Origin of the sequence: Burkholderia sp. NFPP32 (assembly GCF_900119325.1) — a bacterium.
Classification (GTDB): Bacteria; Pseudomonadota; Gammaproteobacteria; order Burkholderiales; family Burkholderiaceae; genus Burkholderia; species Burkholderia pyrrocinia_C.
Window position 1 is genome coordinate 24,721 of sequence record NZ_FPJP01000009.1, and the last position, 14,847, is coordinate 39,567.

Annotated in this window: 13 protein-coding genes and 1 pseudogene; 6 read left to right on the forward strand and 8 right to left on the reverse strand. The window is 63.3% G+C overall.

Going from position 1 to position 14,847, the window contains the following annotated elements:
- The first annotated feature begins 104 nt into the window (after positions 1-104).
- Complete coding sequence (locus BT264_RS18505) at positions 105-1,061, forward strand: cation diffusion facilitator family transporter (RefSeq protein ID WP_072439787.1); 957 nt, start codon at positions 105-107, stop codon at positions 1,059-1,061.
- A 49-nt stretch (positions 1,062-1,110) separates the two neighbouring features.
- Here the strand turns inward: BT264_RS18505 and BT264_RS18510 are convergent, their stop codons facing one another.
- The gene (locus tag BT264_RS18510) at positions 1,111-1,728 is read right to left on the reverse strand and encodes a hypothetical protein (protein ID WP_072439784.1); all 618 of its coding nucleotides are present in this window, start codon (positions 1,726-1,728) and stop codon (positions 1,111-1,113) included.
- A gap of 230 nt (positions 1,729-1,958) precedes the next feature.
- Here BT264_RS18510 and BT264_RS18515 point away from each other — a divergent pair, with 230 nt between their 5' ends.
- The gene (locus BT264_RS18515) at positions 1,959-4,256 is read left to right on the forward strand and encodes a heavy metal translocating P-type ATPase (RefSeq protein ID WP_072439884.1); all 2,298 of its coding nucleotides are present in this window, start codon (positions 1,959-1,961) and stop codon (positions 4,254-4,256) included.
- An 11-nt stretch (positions 4,257-4,267) separates the two neighbouring features.
- On the opposite strand, the gene BT264_RS18520 is transcribed toward BT264_RS18515, so the two are convergent.
- From BT264_RS18520 to BT264_RS18530, 3 genes are all read right to left on the reverse strand, one after another.
- Positions 4,268-5,218, reverse strand: coding sequence for a universal stress protein (locus tag BT264_RS18520; protein WP_072439881.1), 951 nt, complete (start codon positions 5,216-5,218; stop codon positions 4,268-4,270).
- A 304-nt stretch (positions 5,219-5,522) separates the two neighbouring features.
- Positions 5,523-6,863, reverse strand: coding sequence for an ABC transporter ATP-binding protein (locus tag BT264_RS18525; protein ID WP_072439782.1), 1,341 nt, complete (start codon positions 6,861-6,863; stop codon positions 5,523-5,525).
- 8 nt (positions 6,864-6,871) lie between these two features.
- The gene (locus BT264_RS18530; RefSeq protein ID WP_072439780.1) at positions 6,872-8,605 is read right to left on the reverse strand and encodes an ABC transporter permease; all 1,734 of its coding nucleotides are present in this window, start codon (positions 8,603-8,605) and stop codon (positions 6,872-6,874) included.
- 502 nt (positions 8,606-9,107) lie between these two features.
- Here BT264_RS18530 and BT264_RS18535 point away from each other — a divergent pair.
- The 3 genes from BT264_RS18535 (at position 9,108) to BT264_RS18545 (ending at position 11,380) form a co-directional block, all read left to right on the forward strand.
- Positions 9,108-10,028 carry a DnaJ C-terminal domain-containing protein gene (locus tag BT264_RS18535; RefSeq protein ID WP_072439778.1) on the forward strand — a complete coding sequence of 307 codons (921 nt, stop codon included), beginning with the start codon at positions 9,108-9,110 and terminating at the stop codon, positions 10,026-10,028.
- Between the two features lie 6 nt (positions 10,029-10,034).
- Entirely contained in the window at positions 10,035-10,385 is a 351-nt protein-coding gene (locus tag BT264_RS18540) for a chaperone modulator CbpM (protein ID WP_072439776.1), read from the forward strand.
- Between the two features lie 275 nt (positions 10,386-10,660).
- On the forward strand, positions 10,661-11,380 hold the full coding sequence (locus tag BT264_RS18545) for a Bax inhibitor-1/YccA family protein (protein WP_110281364.1): 720 nt from the start codon (positions 10,661-10,663) through the stop codon (positions 11,378-11,380).
- 74 nt (positions 11,381-11,454) lie between these two features.
- Here the strand turns inward: BT264_RS18545 and BT264_RS39975 are convergent, their stop codons facing one another.
- Positions 11,455-11,745: a hypothetical protein gene (locus BT264_RS39975; RefSeq protein ID WP_256260666.1), complete on the reverse strand. Its 291-nt coding sequence runs from the start codon at positions 11,743-11,745 to the stop codon at positions 11,455-11,457.
- A 223-nt stretch (positions 11,746-11,968) separates the two neighbouring features.
- Here BT264_RS39975 and BT264_RS18555 point away from each other — a divergent pair, with 223 nt between their 5' ends.
- A complete protein-coding gene (locus tag BT264_RS18555) occupies positions 11,969-12,622 on the forward strand; it encodes a response regulator (RefSeq protein ID WP_072439769.1) in 654 nt (217 codons plus the stop codon).
- A 10-nt stretch (positions 12,623-12,632) separates the two neighbouring features.
- Here BT264_RS18555 and BT264_RS18560 read toward each other — a convergent pair whose 3' ends face one another.
- The 3 genes and pseudogenes from BT264_RS18560 to BT264_RS18570 all read right to left on the reverse strand — a co-directional run bounded on the left by BT264_RS18560 (position 12,633) and on the right by BT264_RS18570 (position 14,840).
- Complete coding sequence (locus tag BT264_RS18560; protein ID WP_371287107.1) at positions 12,633-13,007, reverse strand: universal stress protein; 375 nt, start codon at positions 13,005-13,007, stop codon at positions 12,633-12,635.
- Positions 13,004-13,444 (reverse strand): annotated as a pseudogene (locus BT264_RS18565) (acetate kinase); the annotation flags it as partial. The pseudogene BT264_RS18565 and the gene BT264_RS18560, both read right to left, overlap by 4 nt.
- A 526-nt stretch (positions 13,445-13,970) precedes the next feature.
- A complete protein-coding gene (locus BT264_RS18570) occupies positions 13,971-14,840 on the reverse strand; it encodes a 4Fe-4S dicluster domain-containing protein (RefSeq protein WP_072439767.1) in 870 nt (289 codons plus the stop codon).
- Positions 14,841-14,847: the final 7 nt, after the last annotated feature.

Here is a 14,847-nt window from a genome sequence, read left to right on the forward strand (position 1 = left end):
CTTTCGACCCGAATGCCGGCGTTCGGCCGTGCCGGAACGCCATGCGTTCCGCCGCCGCGCGTGCGACTTTCGACTTTGTTCAACCTTGGAATATGACCTGAATCGTGACGTCAAAGAACCCCGATGTTTTTCCGGAAACCGTCGCTGAAGCGACACCGGCGACGGCCGTGGCAGCCACTCGAAGCACATGGGTGAGCGTCGCGGTGAATCTCGCGCTGAGCATCGGACAGGTGGGGATAGGTATCCTGTCCCGGTCGCAGGGTCTCGTGGCGGACGGCATTCATTCGTTATCCGATCTGATCGCGGATTTTGTCGTCCTGGTGGCCAGTCACCACAGCAAGAAGCCCGTTGATGCAAAGCATCCGTACGGACATCAGCGCTTCGAAACAGGCGCATCGCTCGCGCTTGCATTGATCCTGCTGCTGGTCGGGGGCGGCATGCTCTGGTCAGCGATACAGAAGCTCGAGCATCCGGAAGCAATCCCTCGCGTCCACGTTGCCGCGCTATCGGTAGCGATCATCGCGCTTGTCGCGAAGGAAGGCTTGTTCCGTTACATGCTTGCGGTTGCAACCCGGGTGAAATCGAGCATGCTGGTCGCCAACGCGTGGCATGCGCGTTCGGATGCCGCATCCTCCCTCGTGGTCGCGTTCGGCATTGTCGGCAACCTGCTTGGCTATCCGCTTCTCGACCCCATCGCCGCGCTGATCGTCGGCGGGATGATCGTGAAAATGGGCGCCACGTTCGGTTGGGATGCGTTGCACGATTTGATGGATCGATCGGCCGACGCCGAAGATGTACAGGCAATCCTCGCGACACTGCGTACGACACCGGGCGTGCTCGACTTGCACGATCTACGCACGCGAAAGGCGGGCGATCTGATCCTCGTCGACGTGCATCTCGACATCGATGCCGATCTCACCGTCGCACAAGGGCACGATATCGCTGTCGATGCGCGTGCTCGCGTGATGAGGCATCACCGTGTTCTGAACGTGATGACGCACGTCGATCCCCGCAAGCGGGAAAGCGTCACCGAAGTTGCGTCGGAGATTCGAAACGGGTAGACAAAAACGGGCGGCGGCGCTTTCGTTCAAAACGCCGCGCGCGCTGATGTCATTCAGAGCGGTGTGGATGATGGCCACGCCGGAACGTCAACCGACGCTCATTGACCAGCGTGGTCCAATCGAGCTTCATCAGTGCGAAGACGAAGGCGAGCAATACCAGTTGCGTGACGACGAAGTATCCGCCGAGGTAAGTCCCTTCGAGCTGGGATTCCACGTCCAGCCGGGTCGATGCAAAGCGGCCGAGGTGCGCCCAGATCGCATAGGTCATTGCGCGGCCGATGAAGAATGCCGCGGCGATGACCCTGAGCGGCAACCCGGAAAGACCATACGCAATAAAGAGGTAGTTGGATGGAAGCGGGCTCAATGCGTAGAAAAAGAACGCGCCGGCTGTCAGCGTCTTGTGCTTCCGAAGCCAGCGGGTGGCGATGCCGATGTTCTCGCGATCGGATTCCATTATCCAGCGGGACCGGACGAGTGACCTCGCGAAGGTCGCCAGAATGACGCGGCCCGTTGTCGCGGCGCCAGCCGCTACGACGGCAAAGATCAGTGGATTTCCGTCGGGCAGATTGAACCCGACCCACGACATCGCCATCCAGGTCGGTGGGGCAAACGCCGGTATGAGATTCAGCAGGAGAATCACGACGAAGAGCACGGCCAGCGTTAACACGATATCGACTCCAGGCCATCCGGCATCACAGTGTCATTGTGCTGACGAAAGGAATCGTCAACTTGACTCACATCAAGCAAGAAGACGTGCCTGGTATTCCGCCGGAGGTACGTCGTCCTGACCCATGTCAAGCATCGAGCAGAGGCGCTTCTTAGACTTGATGCAGTTCCAGCTGCGACCGGATTCGGACGCGGCGGTTACCTCCCTGCATGAGGATCCGAAACATCGGCATGTCACGCATTCCCCGGTCAATCGATTTTGTGTTGCTGGTCCTTGCGGCCGTTACGCTCGCCGGAGGAGGCATGTGCGTTGCGTTCGGTCTGCCTTCGCTCGCGCGAGTTGTCTGGCTGCTTGGCGCGTTGCCGGTCTTGCTCGCCTTGACCGTATCCATTGCAAAGGCAATCGTGAGGCGGCAGGCCGGCATCGACGTTCTCGCATGGTTGGCGATCGGGCTGGCGATGGCGCTCGACGAGACGCTCACCGCGGCAGTCATTGCATTGATGCTGGCAAGCGGGCGTACCCTCGAACAGTATGCGCAAAACCGCGCACAACGCGAGATGACCGCGCTGCTCAACCGTGCCCCCCGGCAGGCAACCCGATTCGAGGATGGCGAATGGCATTCTGTCGCTCCGGAAACCATCCGCCCCGGTGACCGGCTTCTCGTGCGAAGCGGCGAGTTCGTGCCGGTCGACGGCACGCTGACCGGCGATGCGGAACTGGACGAATCCATGCTGACGGGCGAGTCATCGACCCAGCGACGACGATCCGGGGAGGGCGCATGCAGCGGTGTGGTCAACGCCGGCGCTCCGTTCGAGATGGTCGCCCGCGCGAGCGTCGGCGACAGCACGTTTGCCGGCATTGTCCGCATGGTCGAAAGTGCACGGCGCGAGCGCAGTCCGGCCGTACGCCTCGCCGATCGCTATGCAGCGTTCTTCGTACTGGTTTCGTTGCTTATCGCGGGTATCGCCTGGCTGGTGACCGGCGACGTCGCGCGCGCGCTTGCCGTGCTCGTCGTAGCCACGCCATGTCCGCTGATCCTGGCAGTGCCGGTAGCAATCGTTTCCGGCATGTCGCGCTGTTCGAAACGAGGCGTTCTGGTCAAAGGTGGAGGCGCGCTGGAACGTCTTGCGCAAGCAACGATTCTTTTCTTCGACAAGACCGGGACCCTCACGGGCGGCCGGGCGCGTATCGTTTCGATCGAGTGCGGCCCGAATGTCGAGGCAGACGATGTGCTGCGTGTCGCGGCATCCCTGGCACAAGCTTCGGGTCATGTCATTTCGGATGCGTTGACGGTCGCAGCGCGGGAACGTCACATCAAACTTTCACCGCCGTCGGCCGTCACGGAAACGGCCGGCGAAGGCGTGACAGGCCAGGTTGACAACCGGACTGTCGCAATCGGCAAGTTCGACTACGTATCTGCCCGCTCGACGGTTGTGCCCTGGAGCGACGCCTTCCTTCGACGGGTCGGCAGCCAGGGCGGGGCCGCGGTATTCGTCGGGGCGGATGGCGTCATGATCGGCGCAATTCAAATGGCCGACCAGGTGCGGCTGGAAACGCCGAGGGCATTGCGGCTGCTGAAACGTGAAGGCGTCGAGCGCCTCATCATGCTGACTGGCGACCGACGGGACATTGCGGAAGCCGTTGGTGAGCTATTGGGCGTAACGGATGTGCGCGCGGAGCAAACGCCAACGGACAAGCTTGCCGCAATCCAGGCAGCTCGCAAGGAAGGCGTGGTGATCATGGTTGGCGACGGCGTGAATGACGCGCCGGCGCTCGCGGCCGCCGATGTCGGTATCGCGATGGGCGCGCGGGGCGCGGCCGCGTCGTCGGAAGCGGCCGACGTGGTACTGCTGGTGGATCGGCTGGATCGACTCGTGGATGCGATGCGTATCGCTCGACGGTCGCGCCGGATTGCGCTCGAGAGCGTAGTGATCGGCATGTCATTGTCGGTCGCCGCGATGACGATTGCCGCGTTGGGATTCCTGCAGCCAATCGCCGGCGCGGTGATTCAGGAGATCATCGACGTCGTCGTCATCGTCAATGCGTTACGGGCGTCGATTGTGCGCAGGAGGTCGACGGAAGCTCGGCTGGCCGACGTCAATGTCGATGTCGAACAGCTCAAACGCGAGCACGCGGAATTGTCACCGCTGCTGGGCCAGATCAGGGATCTCGCAGATCGCATACCGAAGCTGCCCGGTGAAATAATGACCCGCGAGCTTGCCGATGTCATCGACGCGTTGGAAAAACGGCTATTGCCTCACGAACGATCTGACGAAATCAACGTCTACCCGCGTCTTGCGTCACTTCTCGGCGGCGAGGATCCGCTTGCGGCAATGAGCAGCGCGCACAGGGAGATTTTCAAGATAGTTCGATCGCTCAGGCAGGCGGTCACTGACATACCGCATGACGGACCGGAAGTCATGCAGATGCAGGTGATACAACGCTTGCTATACGGGCTGGATGCAATCGTCCGCCTGCATTGTGCTCAAGAGGAGGAGCTGTTCCACGCAGTCGTAGCAGACGCTTGACGATAGATGCGTCACGCACGAGGCGGATTCACGAGAAGGACCGGTGTCTTCGTGATCCGCGCGACGCGCCCGGCAACGCTACCGACCATCCAGCCCGCGGTGCCGCGCCGTCCATGGGTGCCCATTACGATCATGTCCGCATTCCATTTGATCGCTTCGCGCACGATTACGTGAGAAACGTCGGCGTCGCTTCGATCGGTATGAACCAGTTGTGACTGTGAGTGCCCGGCTACGCCATCGAGTACGGCCGTGGCTTCTTGCAGTACATGTTTTCCTTCGCTGACCAACGCATCCTCCAGTGTCTCGACAGGTACGAAGTCACCAAACGATACGGCGGGATCAAGTACGTATATCGCGCGTAACTCGGTATCGGGTCTCGAGAATTGCATCCCGACCTGCAATGCGTGGCGTGCCGGAGAGCTTCCGTCTACGGCAAACAGCATCCGCCGCGGCAGATGCTCGGCAACCGACGAGAAACCTTCCGGAACGATAAGCAGCGGGCAACGAACAAGTTTGGCAAGCGGACCGGAAACCGTTCCTTCAATCCATCTGCGCAAGCCGTGGTGCTGGCGTGCGCCCACGATCAGGAGTTCGGCTTGCCGGGCTTCCGTGCTTTCGATCAACGCATGCACGACATCCCCGCCATGCCTGGACAGGTCGATTACTTCCGTGTCGATGGTGATATCGTCGCGCTTCATTTCGCTTTTTGCGCGTGACAGCGAATCGGTCGCGTCTCTGAGCAATTCGTCGCGCGCTGCCTCGAGAAACGCCATGGTCTGCGATCCGAGCGGAACGAGTGTTCTCGGATTTTCCGCAACGCTCACGATCTGTACCGATGCATTCGACGGAACGATACGTTTGGCATAGGCGAGTGCATGCTCGGTTGCGATCGTGCCGTCGATCGCGATGACTACCCGTTGGGGAGGGCGTCCCGCCGGTAAGGTTGGGGTGCTGGTGCTCATGAATGTCTCCTGGTGGCAACCCGAGGTCATGCATACCGTGATTTTTCGCACGTACGGCTTGTCCCGGTTTGATCCTGGTCAAGCGCAGTCACGTTCAGGGGCGGTGCGTCGCGAAGAAACGCGATCGATTCGTAGCATGTCTCCCGGATCCGCCATGGATTGAAGTGTCGGAGGATTTTCAGGAAATTCGATGGGCCCGATGTGACGACGCTGGCACATCACGGGTACCCCGTCCAGGTTGACGTGACGATCGGGACGACCGCCGCCGATCGGTTAAGCAGGAGCGCGACGAAGGCTGCCTGCGCTAGTCATCACCGGCGCCGAACATGCGGGTCGCGTCGTCGTAGGTGTAGAGCCCCGAAGCACGGCCCCAGTCGATGACGGTTCGCAGCGTATCCGCGGCGTCCTGCCGGTTGAGGTGATCTTCCAGCTCGAGCTCGAAACGTTCGCGCGGCGCCCGATGCCCGTCACGCTCGTCGAGGACGGCCCGGATGTGGCCGGCAAGCGGGACGAAATGCTCGAGATGCTCGCGCAACAGCCGCTTGCGGTCGGCCGCACGTCCCTGCGCATAGACCCGGCCGGCGGCGGTCAGCCGTATCGCTCCGTCGCGCAGTTCCGCGAACGCCAGGATATGCAGCGCGGCAGCGGCGGGCAGCAGTTCGTTCACCTTGAGCAGCGGCCCGGCGATCTTCGACAGCTCGGCGTAGCCGTTGCTCGAACCGGCGGCAAGCGTCTCGATGAAGCCGTCGATGCGGTGGCTCGACACCACCGGCAACCGTTGCGTGAAATCGGGCAGTCCCTTGCGCTGCGCATCGAGCGATTCGACGAGCCGCGCGGTCAGGATCGCGTAGATTTCGTTGGCGAGCGCCTGGAACTGGCTGTCGAGACGCTGGCGCGGATGCGGCAGCGGAATCCCGAGTTCGGCGACGATATGACCGGGATGCGCGCCCAGCACGAGCACGCGGTCGCACATCTGGACCGCTTCCTCGATGTTGTGCGTGACGAGCAATACCGCCTTGGTCGGCAACTGCCGCGCGGCCCAGAGATCCAGGAAATCCATGCGCAGCGTGTCGGCGGTCAGCACGTCGAGCGCCGAGAACGGCTCGTCCATCAACAGCAGCGCCGGTTCGCCGACCAGCGCGCGCGCAAACCCGACGCGTTGCCGCATGCCGCCCGAGAGTTCGCGTGGAAACGCGGACTCGAAGCCGTCGAGACCGATCAGTTCGATGACCGACAACGCGCGCCGGCGAATCACGTCGCGCGGCAAGCCGCTCGCATCCAGTCCCAGCTCGACGTTGTCCAGCACGGTCAGCCACGGGTAGAGCGCGAACGTCTGGAACACGACCCCGATTCCTTCCGCCGGTCCCGCAAGCGGCGCGCCGCGATAACGGACCTGGCCGGACGAGGGCTGGACGAGGCCGCCCGCGATGCGCAGCAGCGTGGATTTACCGGACCCCGACCGCCCCAGCAAGCCAAGAATCTCGCCTTCGCGCAGCGTCAGGTCGACGCCGGCCAGTACCGGCAGCGGCGCGCCCGAGGGTTTCGCGAACGACATGCAGATATCGTGCAGTTCGATCACGGGTGGCGCTTCGCGAATGGCCGGCGCGGCGTCGGGCTGAATGGAAGCAGGCGTAAGCTCGGACATGGGCGGACTCAATCCAGTCGGGCGCGGCGTTCCGCATACGCATAGAGCGGACGCCACAGCAGGCGGTTCGTGGCGATCACCAGGATCGACATCATCGCGATGCCGAGTGCGATGCGCAGGTAGTCGCCCGCAACGGTCATGCGTGCGATATAGGCGCCGAGCCCGCCTCCGTCGAGCGCGGTCGGCCCCCAGCTGACCGCTTCGGACACGATGCTGGCATTCCACGCGCCACCCGACGCCGTGATCGCACCCGTGACGTAATACGGAAAAATGCCGGGGAGCACCACCTTGCGCCACCACGCATGCGGCCGCAGGCGCAAGCTCGCGGCGGCTTCCCGCAGATCGTTCGGCAGCGCGGTCGTGCCCGCGATCACGTTGAACAGGATGTACCACTGCGTGCCCAAGATCATCAGCGGGCTCAGCCAGATCTTCGGCGCGAGGCCGAAGCGCACGATCAGGAACACCGCCATCGGAAACAGCAGGTTGGCGGGAAATGCCGCGAGAAACTGCGCAATCGGCTGCACGCGCTCCGTCATCCTTGGCCGCAGTCCGATCAGCACCCCGAGCGGCACCCAGATGATCGACGCGATCGCGATCAGCACGACGACCCGCGCCAAGGTCAGCAGGCCGTCGTGCGCGACGACGGCGACATCGCTCCACATCAGGCGCGGCACGGCGACGCGCAGCAAGACCGAGACCAGCCAAGCGAGGCCGGCGGCGCACGAGGCCAGCCAGATCGCGTCGCCCGCGCGCCGGGACAAGGGCAGACGCGGCGCGAGCGCATGCCGCGGCAACGTGAGGCGCGCATGCGCGGCCCGCTGCAGGATCGAGCCGAGCGGCGCGCTTGCCTGGCGAATCAGGCTGGAGCGACGTAGCAAATCGAGCACCCAGCTGTGCGGCGCGCTTCGGCTGGCCGTCTGCTCGAAGCGGAACTTGTCGGCCCAGGCGACCATCGGCCGAAACAGCAACTGGTCGTAGAGCGCGATTGCGACGGTCATGGCGAGAATCGCATAGCCGACCGCGCGGAGATCGCGCTGCGCGATCGCTTGCGCGACATACGAACCGACGCCCGGCAGCGCGATTCGCAGGTTGCCGACCGAAATCGCTTCAGAGGCAACCACGAAGAACCATCCGCCCGACATCGACATCATCGTGTTCCAGATCAGGCCCGGCATCGCGAACGGCACTTCGAGCCGCCAGAATCGTTGCCATGCCGACAGCCGCAGGCTGCGGCTCGCTTCGTCCAGATCGTGCGGCACCATCCGCAGCGACTGGTAGAAACTGAACGCCATGTTCCATGCCTGGCTGGTGAAGATCGCGAAAATCGCCGCCAGTTCGGCGCCGAGCACATTGCCGGGAAACAGCGACACGAAAAACACCACTGTAAACGACAGATAACCGAGAATCGGCACGGATTGCAGGACGTCGAGCAGCGGAATCAGCACCATTTCCGCGCGGCGGCTCTTCGCGGCGAGCGTCGCATAGGTGAAGGTGAAACACAGCGAGGCGAGCAACGCGGCCAGCATGCGCATCACCGTGCGCAGCGTGTATCCCGGCAATGCGTCGGGCGCGAGCGTGACGCTTGCGTGCTGCGCGATCACGAGCGGGCCGACCATCTGCCGCGCGCCGGCGCCGACGAGCACCACCAGGCCGAGCACCAGCAAGACGGCAAGCGGGTCGCGCCAGTCGGGCGCGCGCGGGTACCAGTGTCCGCCGTGCAGGATGTCCGCATGGTGCTCCAAAGTGGCTCCCCCCGTTCCGTGTCGTCACATCGTCGGCCACGCTGGCCGACGGGCCGTTGACATGGGTCAAGCATCGCCCGGGCCGCTCGGGACGGCCGACGGCGCGGGGCCGGATCGAGTTCATGCGAGTGGATCAGGTATCGCCCGGGCGGACGCGATCCGGCCGGTTGCACGCGCAGGCGCCCGGGTCATGCGCCGCTGCGGCGAATCCGCCCGGTCGGGGGGCCGGGTGCACTCGACACCTGGCGCCCGGCGCCCGGGAAGCTTCGTCCACGCGCGTCCCGGGTCCGTCGCGACATCGGCGGACGCGTTGAGATGGATCAATCCCCGTTGCAGGATCGCTGAATACGCTGCGAAGGAGGGTGCCTGAACGCGTGCGGACGACGCGTTCGCACCGCCGTGCCGCGCCATGCCGGAATTCGCGGCACGGAGCGCGGCCTCGGCAAGGCTGCAGCGACGCATGCGCCGACCGGTCCATCGCTCTTACCGCCAGATCTTTCTCATGGAATACAAAGACTATTACGAAGTGCTGGGCCTGGCGCGCGACGCGACTCAGGACGACATCAAGCGGGCGTATCGCAAGCTCGCGCGCAAATATCACCCCGACGTCAGCAAGCATCAGGATGCCGAAGCGAATTTCAAGGAAGTCGGGCAGGCCTACGAGGTATTGAAGGATCCCGAGAAGCGGGCCGCCTACGACAGACTCGGCGCCGGCTGGCATGGCGGCGAGGCATTTCGCCCACAGCCGAACTGGGACGAAGGGTTCGAATTCAGCGGAGCCGGCGCGCCGCCCGACTTCGACGACTATCTGGCGTCGATCTTCGCCGCCGGGCGGGCCAGGCCGGATGGTTCGCTCAACGCCGGGCGCGATCACCATGCAAAGCTCGTCGTCGATCTGGAAGACGCGTATCGCGGCGCGCAGCGCGTCATTTCGCTGAGCGTGCCGATCGTCGACCCGCAGGGACACGTGCGGCTGCAGCCGCGGACGCTGAATGTCTCCATCCCGAAAGGCATCCGGGCCGGACAGTACATCCGGTTGGCGGGACAGGGTGGTGCAGCGCATGGCGGCGCCGCACCCGGCGACCTGTATCTCGAGATCGCGTTTCGCGACCATCCGCGGTTTCAGGTGGACGACCGGGATGTGACGGTCGATCTCCCGGTCGCGCCGTGGGAAGCGGCACTCGGCGCCATGGTCACGACGCCGACTCCCGACGGCGAGGTCGCGGTGACCGTGCCCGGGAATTCGCCATCCGGAAGACGGCTGCGATTGAAAGGCAAGGGTATTCCCGGCGATCCGCCCGGCAACCTGTACGTGAAGCTGAATATTGTCCTGCCGCCCGCCGACAGCGAGCGAAGCAAGGCCGCCTACGACACCATGCGCCAGTCGTTCGATTTCGACCCGCGCGCGCATTTTTACGGGTGACGCATCATGAAAGAATCCGAAACCGCCTGTCTGCAAGGACAGGTCATCGACGAGCGTGTCGAACTGACGTTCGTCGAGCTGTGCCGGATCAGCGGCGCGTCCGAGGAGGAGCTGACGCTGTGGGTCGCCGAGGGCGCACTCGATCCGATCGGCGCGTATCCGCGAGAGTGGCGTTTCAGCGGGGCAGTGCTGCGCCGCGTCGCGATCGCGCAGCGCCTGTCCCGGGATCTGATGATCAACCCGCCCGGCATCGCGCTCGCGCTCGATCTGCTCGACGAGATCGATGCGCTGCGCGCCCGCACCCGGGCCACCCCGGCCGCGCATCGGGAATCGGGGCCGCCCGCGGGCCCCGCCTGATTCAACTCAAGGACACGAACCGGTCTCGGGCGCCTGTCGAACGGACTGGCGGACGTTGCGCGGGCTGATCGCGAGCGCCGCGCCCGCCGTCCCGATTTCCGGCGTCCGGGTGCGCACTGTCTGCGAACGGTGGCAGCGGGTGTCGATCGACGCGGTGGTCGACCGATGAGCTTGATGTGCGTCAAGGTGCTCGGTGACCCGAGGGGCGAGATTGATCACGGGGACGGCCACGACGAAGCGCGGCCGCCACGACTGCGGCCCGGGGAGAATTGATCATGGGAAACGATCTTGGAAAGGAGATGCGAGCGGAAGAGTCGCAGCGCGTATCGGGCGGCGACGACGTCGGCCTTCGGGAGTATGTGCGGCGCATCTACAACTATATGGCCGGGGGCCTGGCGCTGACGGGCGCCGTTGCCTACCTCGGCGCATCAACCGGGTTTTACCGGTCGATCGTCGGAACGCCCCTTTTCTGGGTCGTGCTGTTCGCACCGCTGGCGCTGGTCATGTTTCTGAGCTTCCGCATCGAGCGCATCGGCTTCGGCACGGCGCAGGTCAGCTTCTGGGCCTACGCCGCGCTGGTCGGGCTCTCCCTTTCCGGCATCTTTCTCGTTTACACGGGCGAGAGCATTGCGCGCGTATTCTTCATCAGCGCGGCCACTTTCGGTGCAACGAGCCTCTATGGCTACTCGACACGGGCCGATCTCTCCCGCTTCGGCTCCTTTCTGTTCATGGGGCTGATCGGCATCATCATCGCGGGGTTCGTGAATCTCTTCCTGGTTTCCTCGGCGCTGCAGTTCGTCGTTTCCGTGATCGGCGTGCTCGTGTTCACGGGACTCACCGCATACGACACGCAACGCATCAAGCGTATCTACATAGCAGGCGAAGAGGGCGAGATCGCCGGCAAGAAGGCGATCATGGGGGCGCTTGCGCTCTATCTCGACTTTCTGAACCTCTTCCTGATGCTGCTGCGGCTCTTCGGTAGCCGCCGCAGCTAGGCAAGCGGTTGCGGATCGGGACAGGCGGCCGGGCCGCGATGAGCCCGGCCCGGCTCTCCGCAACCGGCCTCACATCATGTCGGTTTGGTTTGAACGTTGACGCCGCCCGACGCCTCGAGCGCGGCGAGTCGGGCATTCATCAGCTCCGCATGCAGCTTGATCGCCCGGATCAGAAATTGAACATCCTCGTTTTCGCTTTTCGAAGCAAGGTCATCAAATTCGGCCCACAGCTCCTTTACCCGTTCGGCACGCATGGCAACTCCTTTGGCGTGTGTATGGATGACGTTGTACGGCAGGCGGGAACACCGTTGACGCCGTATGAACAGCATCGGCACTGGGCTGCCTTGCGTGCTGATCTGGATCAAGGGGGCACCACGTCGGGGTATCGCTCGACATTCGGCACCGGGCTCGAACGGGCCTTGTCTTGCCGGAAGCGCGCGTGCCGCGGCGATCGGCCATGTCGCTGAGCTTTGTACGACAGCGTGCAGACGAGACGCGTTCATGGCCCCATGCTTTCAAACAAATCGGCGCCAGTGAATCGCACGCCGTTCCGGGTTCGTTCACCTGCCGAGTGGATGGGTGTTTGTCATGATCAAGGTGGTGATTTCCGACGCGCATGCTGTCATGCGGGCGGGTGTGCGCAACGTCCTCGAGGAGGCCGACGGCTTCGATGTCGCAGGTGAGGCGACAGATGGGGCCGGCACACTCGAACTCGTGTGCGCTGTGAAGCCGCGCGTGCTGTCGCTCGGATTGATGATGTCCGGTATTCACGGAGTCGACCTTATCAGGCAAATCAAGAACGAGCACCCGAATGTCCGGGTGCTCGTTCTGACCGCGCATTCCGCACAGACCCATGCAGTGCGCGTTTTCAGGGCCGGGGCTTCGGGATTTCTTTCAAAGACCTGCTCGAACTCGGATCTGACCGATGCGGTTCGAAAGCTTGCCGACGGCGGGGTATACGTGAGCACGATGGTGGGCGATCTGTTGGCGCAAGTCATTAACGGCGACGGTGAGGCGCTCGCTCATCATCGCCTGACTGCGCGGGAGTTCGAGGTCCTGGTTGGTTTGGCATCCGGACAATCCATTTCTCAGACGGCAGGTAGCCTGGACATCAGCATCAAAACGGTCAGCACATACAAGTCGCGCATTATGGAAAAACTGGACCTGGCCAATGAATCGGACATGATTCGTTTTGCACTACGTCACCAGTTGCTGGATCTTGGCGACAACACGCTCGGGTAGTCGATCGCTACTATGGGCGGCACGCCATTCGTGTGAGAAATCGCACGGCAGATCCTGCCATGCAGCTTCTGCATTGAAAACCGGTGTGATACCAGGTCAGGTCGGCGCCGGCTTCCTCCGCGACGATCGGAATCCGCTGCGCGACGTCTTCGCCGCCCGGTTCGACATTGGCGATCTTCGGCGTGCCGGTTACGCCGCGCGCAGCCGCGGCGGCGTCGGTGACGCGCAGCCCTTCCTCGCGGAACGCGTCGGCCAGGATCGACGGATCGTAGCCGTACATGTCGTGGGCCGGTACCAGGAAATCGACGACGTAGACGGGCGTGAGCCGCGCGCTCGATTCCGACGCAAGCGTCAGTGCGGCGTCGATCGAGCTGGTCTGGATCAAGCGGCGCCGTCGCGTCGCAACAGACGTACCGCATCGCGCGCCACGATCCACGCTTCGTTGGCCGGCTCGACGACGACCGTCACCGCGCTCGTGGCCGACGAAATCACCTGCGCATGGGCGGCATTGGCCGACGCATCGATGTCGACGCCGAGCCAGCCGAGCGATGCGCAGATCCGCTCGCGCAATGCGGCCGAATGTTCGCCGATGCCGGCCGTGAACACGAGCATGTCGAGGCCGCCGAGCACGGCGGTCAGCGCCCCTGCTTCGCGCACGATGCGATGGACGTACAGCGCCAGTGCGTCGCGCGCGAGCGTGTCTCCGTCCGCCTCGCGGGCGAGGAGGGCGCGCGGATCGCCGGACGCACCCGAGACGCCGTTGAGCCCCGACTCGCGGTACAGGATCCGGCCGAGCACGTCGTGCGACAGATGCTGGGGTTCCTTTGATTCCTGTGCAATTTTCCGGTTAGATCCACCTCAGTTTGGCGGTGTTTTGCGTCAAGGCCCCAATTTAATAATCAAAGTAATCATGGACTTGCTGACTATACGATGCAGTGGGGCCAGCGCTAGCCCCTTAGCCTCGCATCACGGCGAACTCGGCACCGTTGAGATGACCGAGCGGCTAAGCGGCAAGATCATGACAGGTAATTTCCATTAGAATAGCTAACTTTCTTGTGTGATGGGATGATCGAAGCCGCGATCAATCGGTTTGCCTATTGATCGCCTCGGATGCTCGAATCGACATGCAGTAATGTCATCGTGATACTCCCGAGTCAATGAAGTTCGGTCACAGCCACTGGAAATCGCATGCATCGCAGTTGAGCTGCCATGCCCTGTGGTGACCCGCCGAAGGCAGGCACCCGAGTTTGCGGAATCCGTGATGATGTGGTCGGCGAAGTTCTGATGAAACGAGCAGGCTGTGCCACGGAGATCGGTGCGATTACCGCAGCGTCGAGCCTTGCTCGGATCATGAGCACTCGATCGCCACGGCGTTTGTCGACTGACTGAGCCTGACGTCTCCCAGGTAGGCGCTGTCGCCCAACTCGCACTCGCGCCAAGCGTTGCCGAGGGCATGTCGGATTTTGACTCTGTAGCGGCCACTGGCCTTGGCCAGGCCATCGAACCGGAAGTCGCCGAAGCCGTCCGAGACGGTTTCGGCTACCTGCTGATTACCTACGTACAAGGAGACGACCGCATCCATGACACACTCAACCACGTCTCCTGCCTGGACACTGACACTTCCGCCGATGAAGCATGTTTCCCAGCGCTCGAGGCCGCTGTACCACACGCGGGGCTTCGTGCTCAGGTCGGGTCGCAATACCTTGAGTCCCTCCCGCCGGGCCTTCTCGACCATCGCCGTGTCATCGAGCTTGACCGCCTCGAAGACATCGGTCGGGCACGACTGCTGACAACGCGGACGGGGCCAACCCTGGTCGAGCAAATGCGCATCGAAGATCCAGATCTGGGGCAGTTGCAGCTCTTCGTTCCAGACGATTGCCTTGTAAGGGCAGGCCGTGACGATGTCCTTGCGGCCTCGTGCCTTGTCCGGATCGATGATGACGATGCCGTCGGCACGCTTGCGAACGGCGCCGCCGCCAACACGCATGCAGGGCGCGTCGTCACAGTGATTGCACATGACCGGCAAATAAGTGGTCTGCACCATATGCGCGGCACCCTGTACGCGACGCAGGATGCGGATGGGGCTCTCCGCGTTGGCCGAGGCGGGCGCGGCGTAACCGGGAAAGTCGTTGCCGACGTGTTCGTCCCGCATGGCGATCACGCAGTTCTGGCAGTTCTCGCAACGCCCGACCTTGATAATCAGGTTCCACTTGCTCATTTGACGT

Bases quoted from the DNA above. Each gene is read 5' to 3' on its own strand.
- BT264_RS18515 (WP_072439884.1), top strand. From the start codon at position 1,959: ATGTCACGCATTCCCCGGTCAATCGATTTTGTGTTGCTGGTCCTTGCG.
- BT264_RS18520 (WP_072439881.1), bottom strand. From the start codon at position 5,218: ATGAGCACCAGCACCCCAACCTTACCGGCGGGACGCCCTCCCCAACGG.
- BT264_RS18525 (WP_072439782.1), bottom strand. From the start codon at position 6,863: ATGTCCGAGCTTACGCCTGCTTCCATTCAGCCCGACGCCGCGCCGGCC.
- BT264_RS18535 (WP_072439778.1), top strand. From the start codon at position 9,108: ATGGAATACAAAGACTATTACGAAGTGCTGGGCCTGGCGCGCGACGCG.
- BT264_RS18540 (WP_072439776.1), top strand. From the start codon at position 10,035: ATGAAAGAATCCGAAACCGCCTGTCTGCAAGGACAGGTCATCGACGAG.
- BT264_RS18545 (WP_110281364.1), top strand. From the start codon at position 10,661: ATGGGAAACGATCTTGGAAAGGAGATGCGAGCGGAAGAGTCGCAGCGC.
- BT264_RS18555 (WP_072439769.1), top strand. From the start codon at position 11,969: ATGATCAAGGTGGTGATTTCCGACGCGCATGCTGTCATGCGGGCGGGT.
- BT264_RS18570 (WP_072439767.1), bottom strand. From the start codon at position 14,840: ATGAGCAAGTGGAACCTGATTATCAAGGTCGGGCGTTGCGAGAACTGC.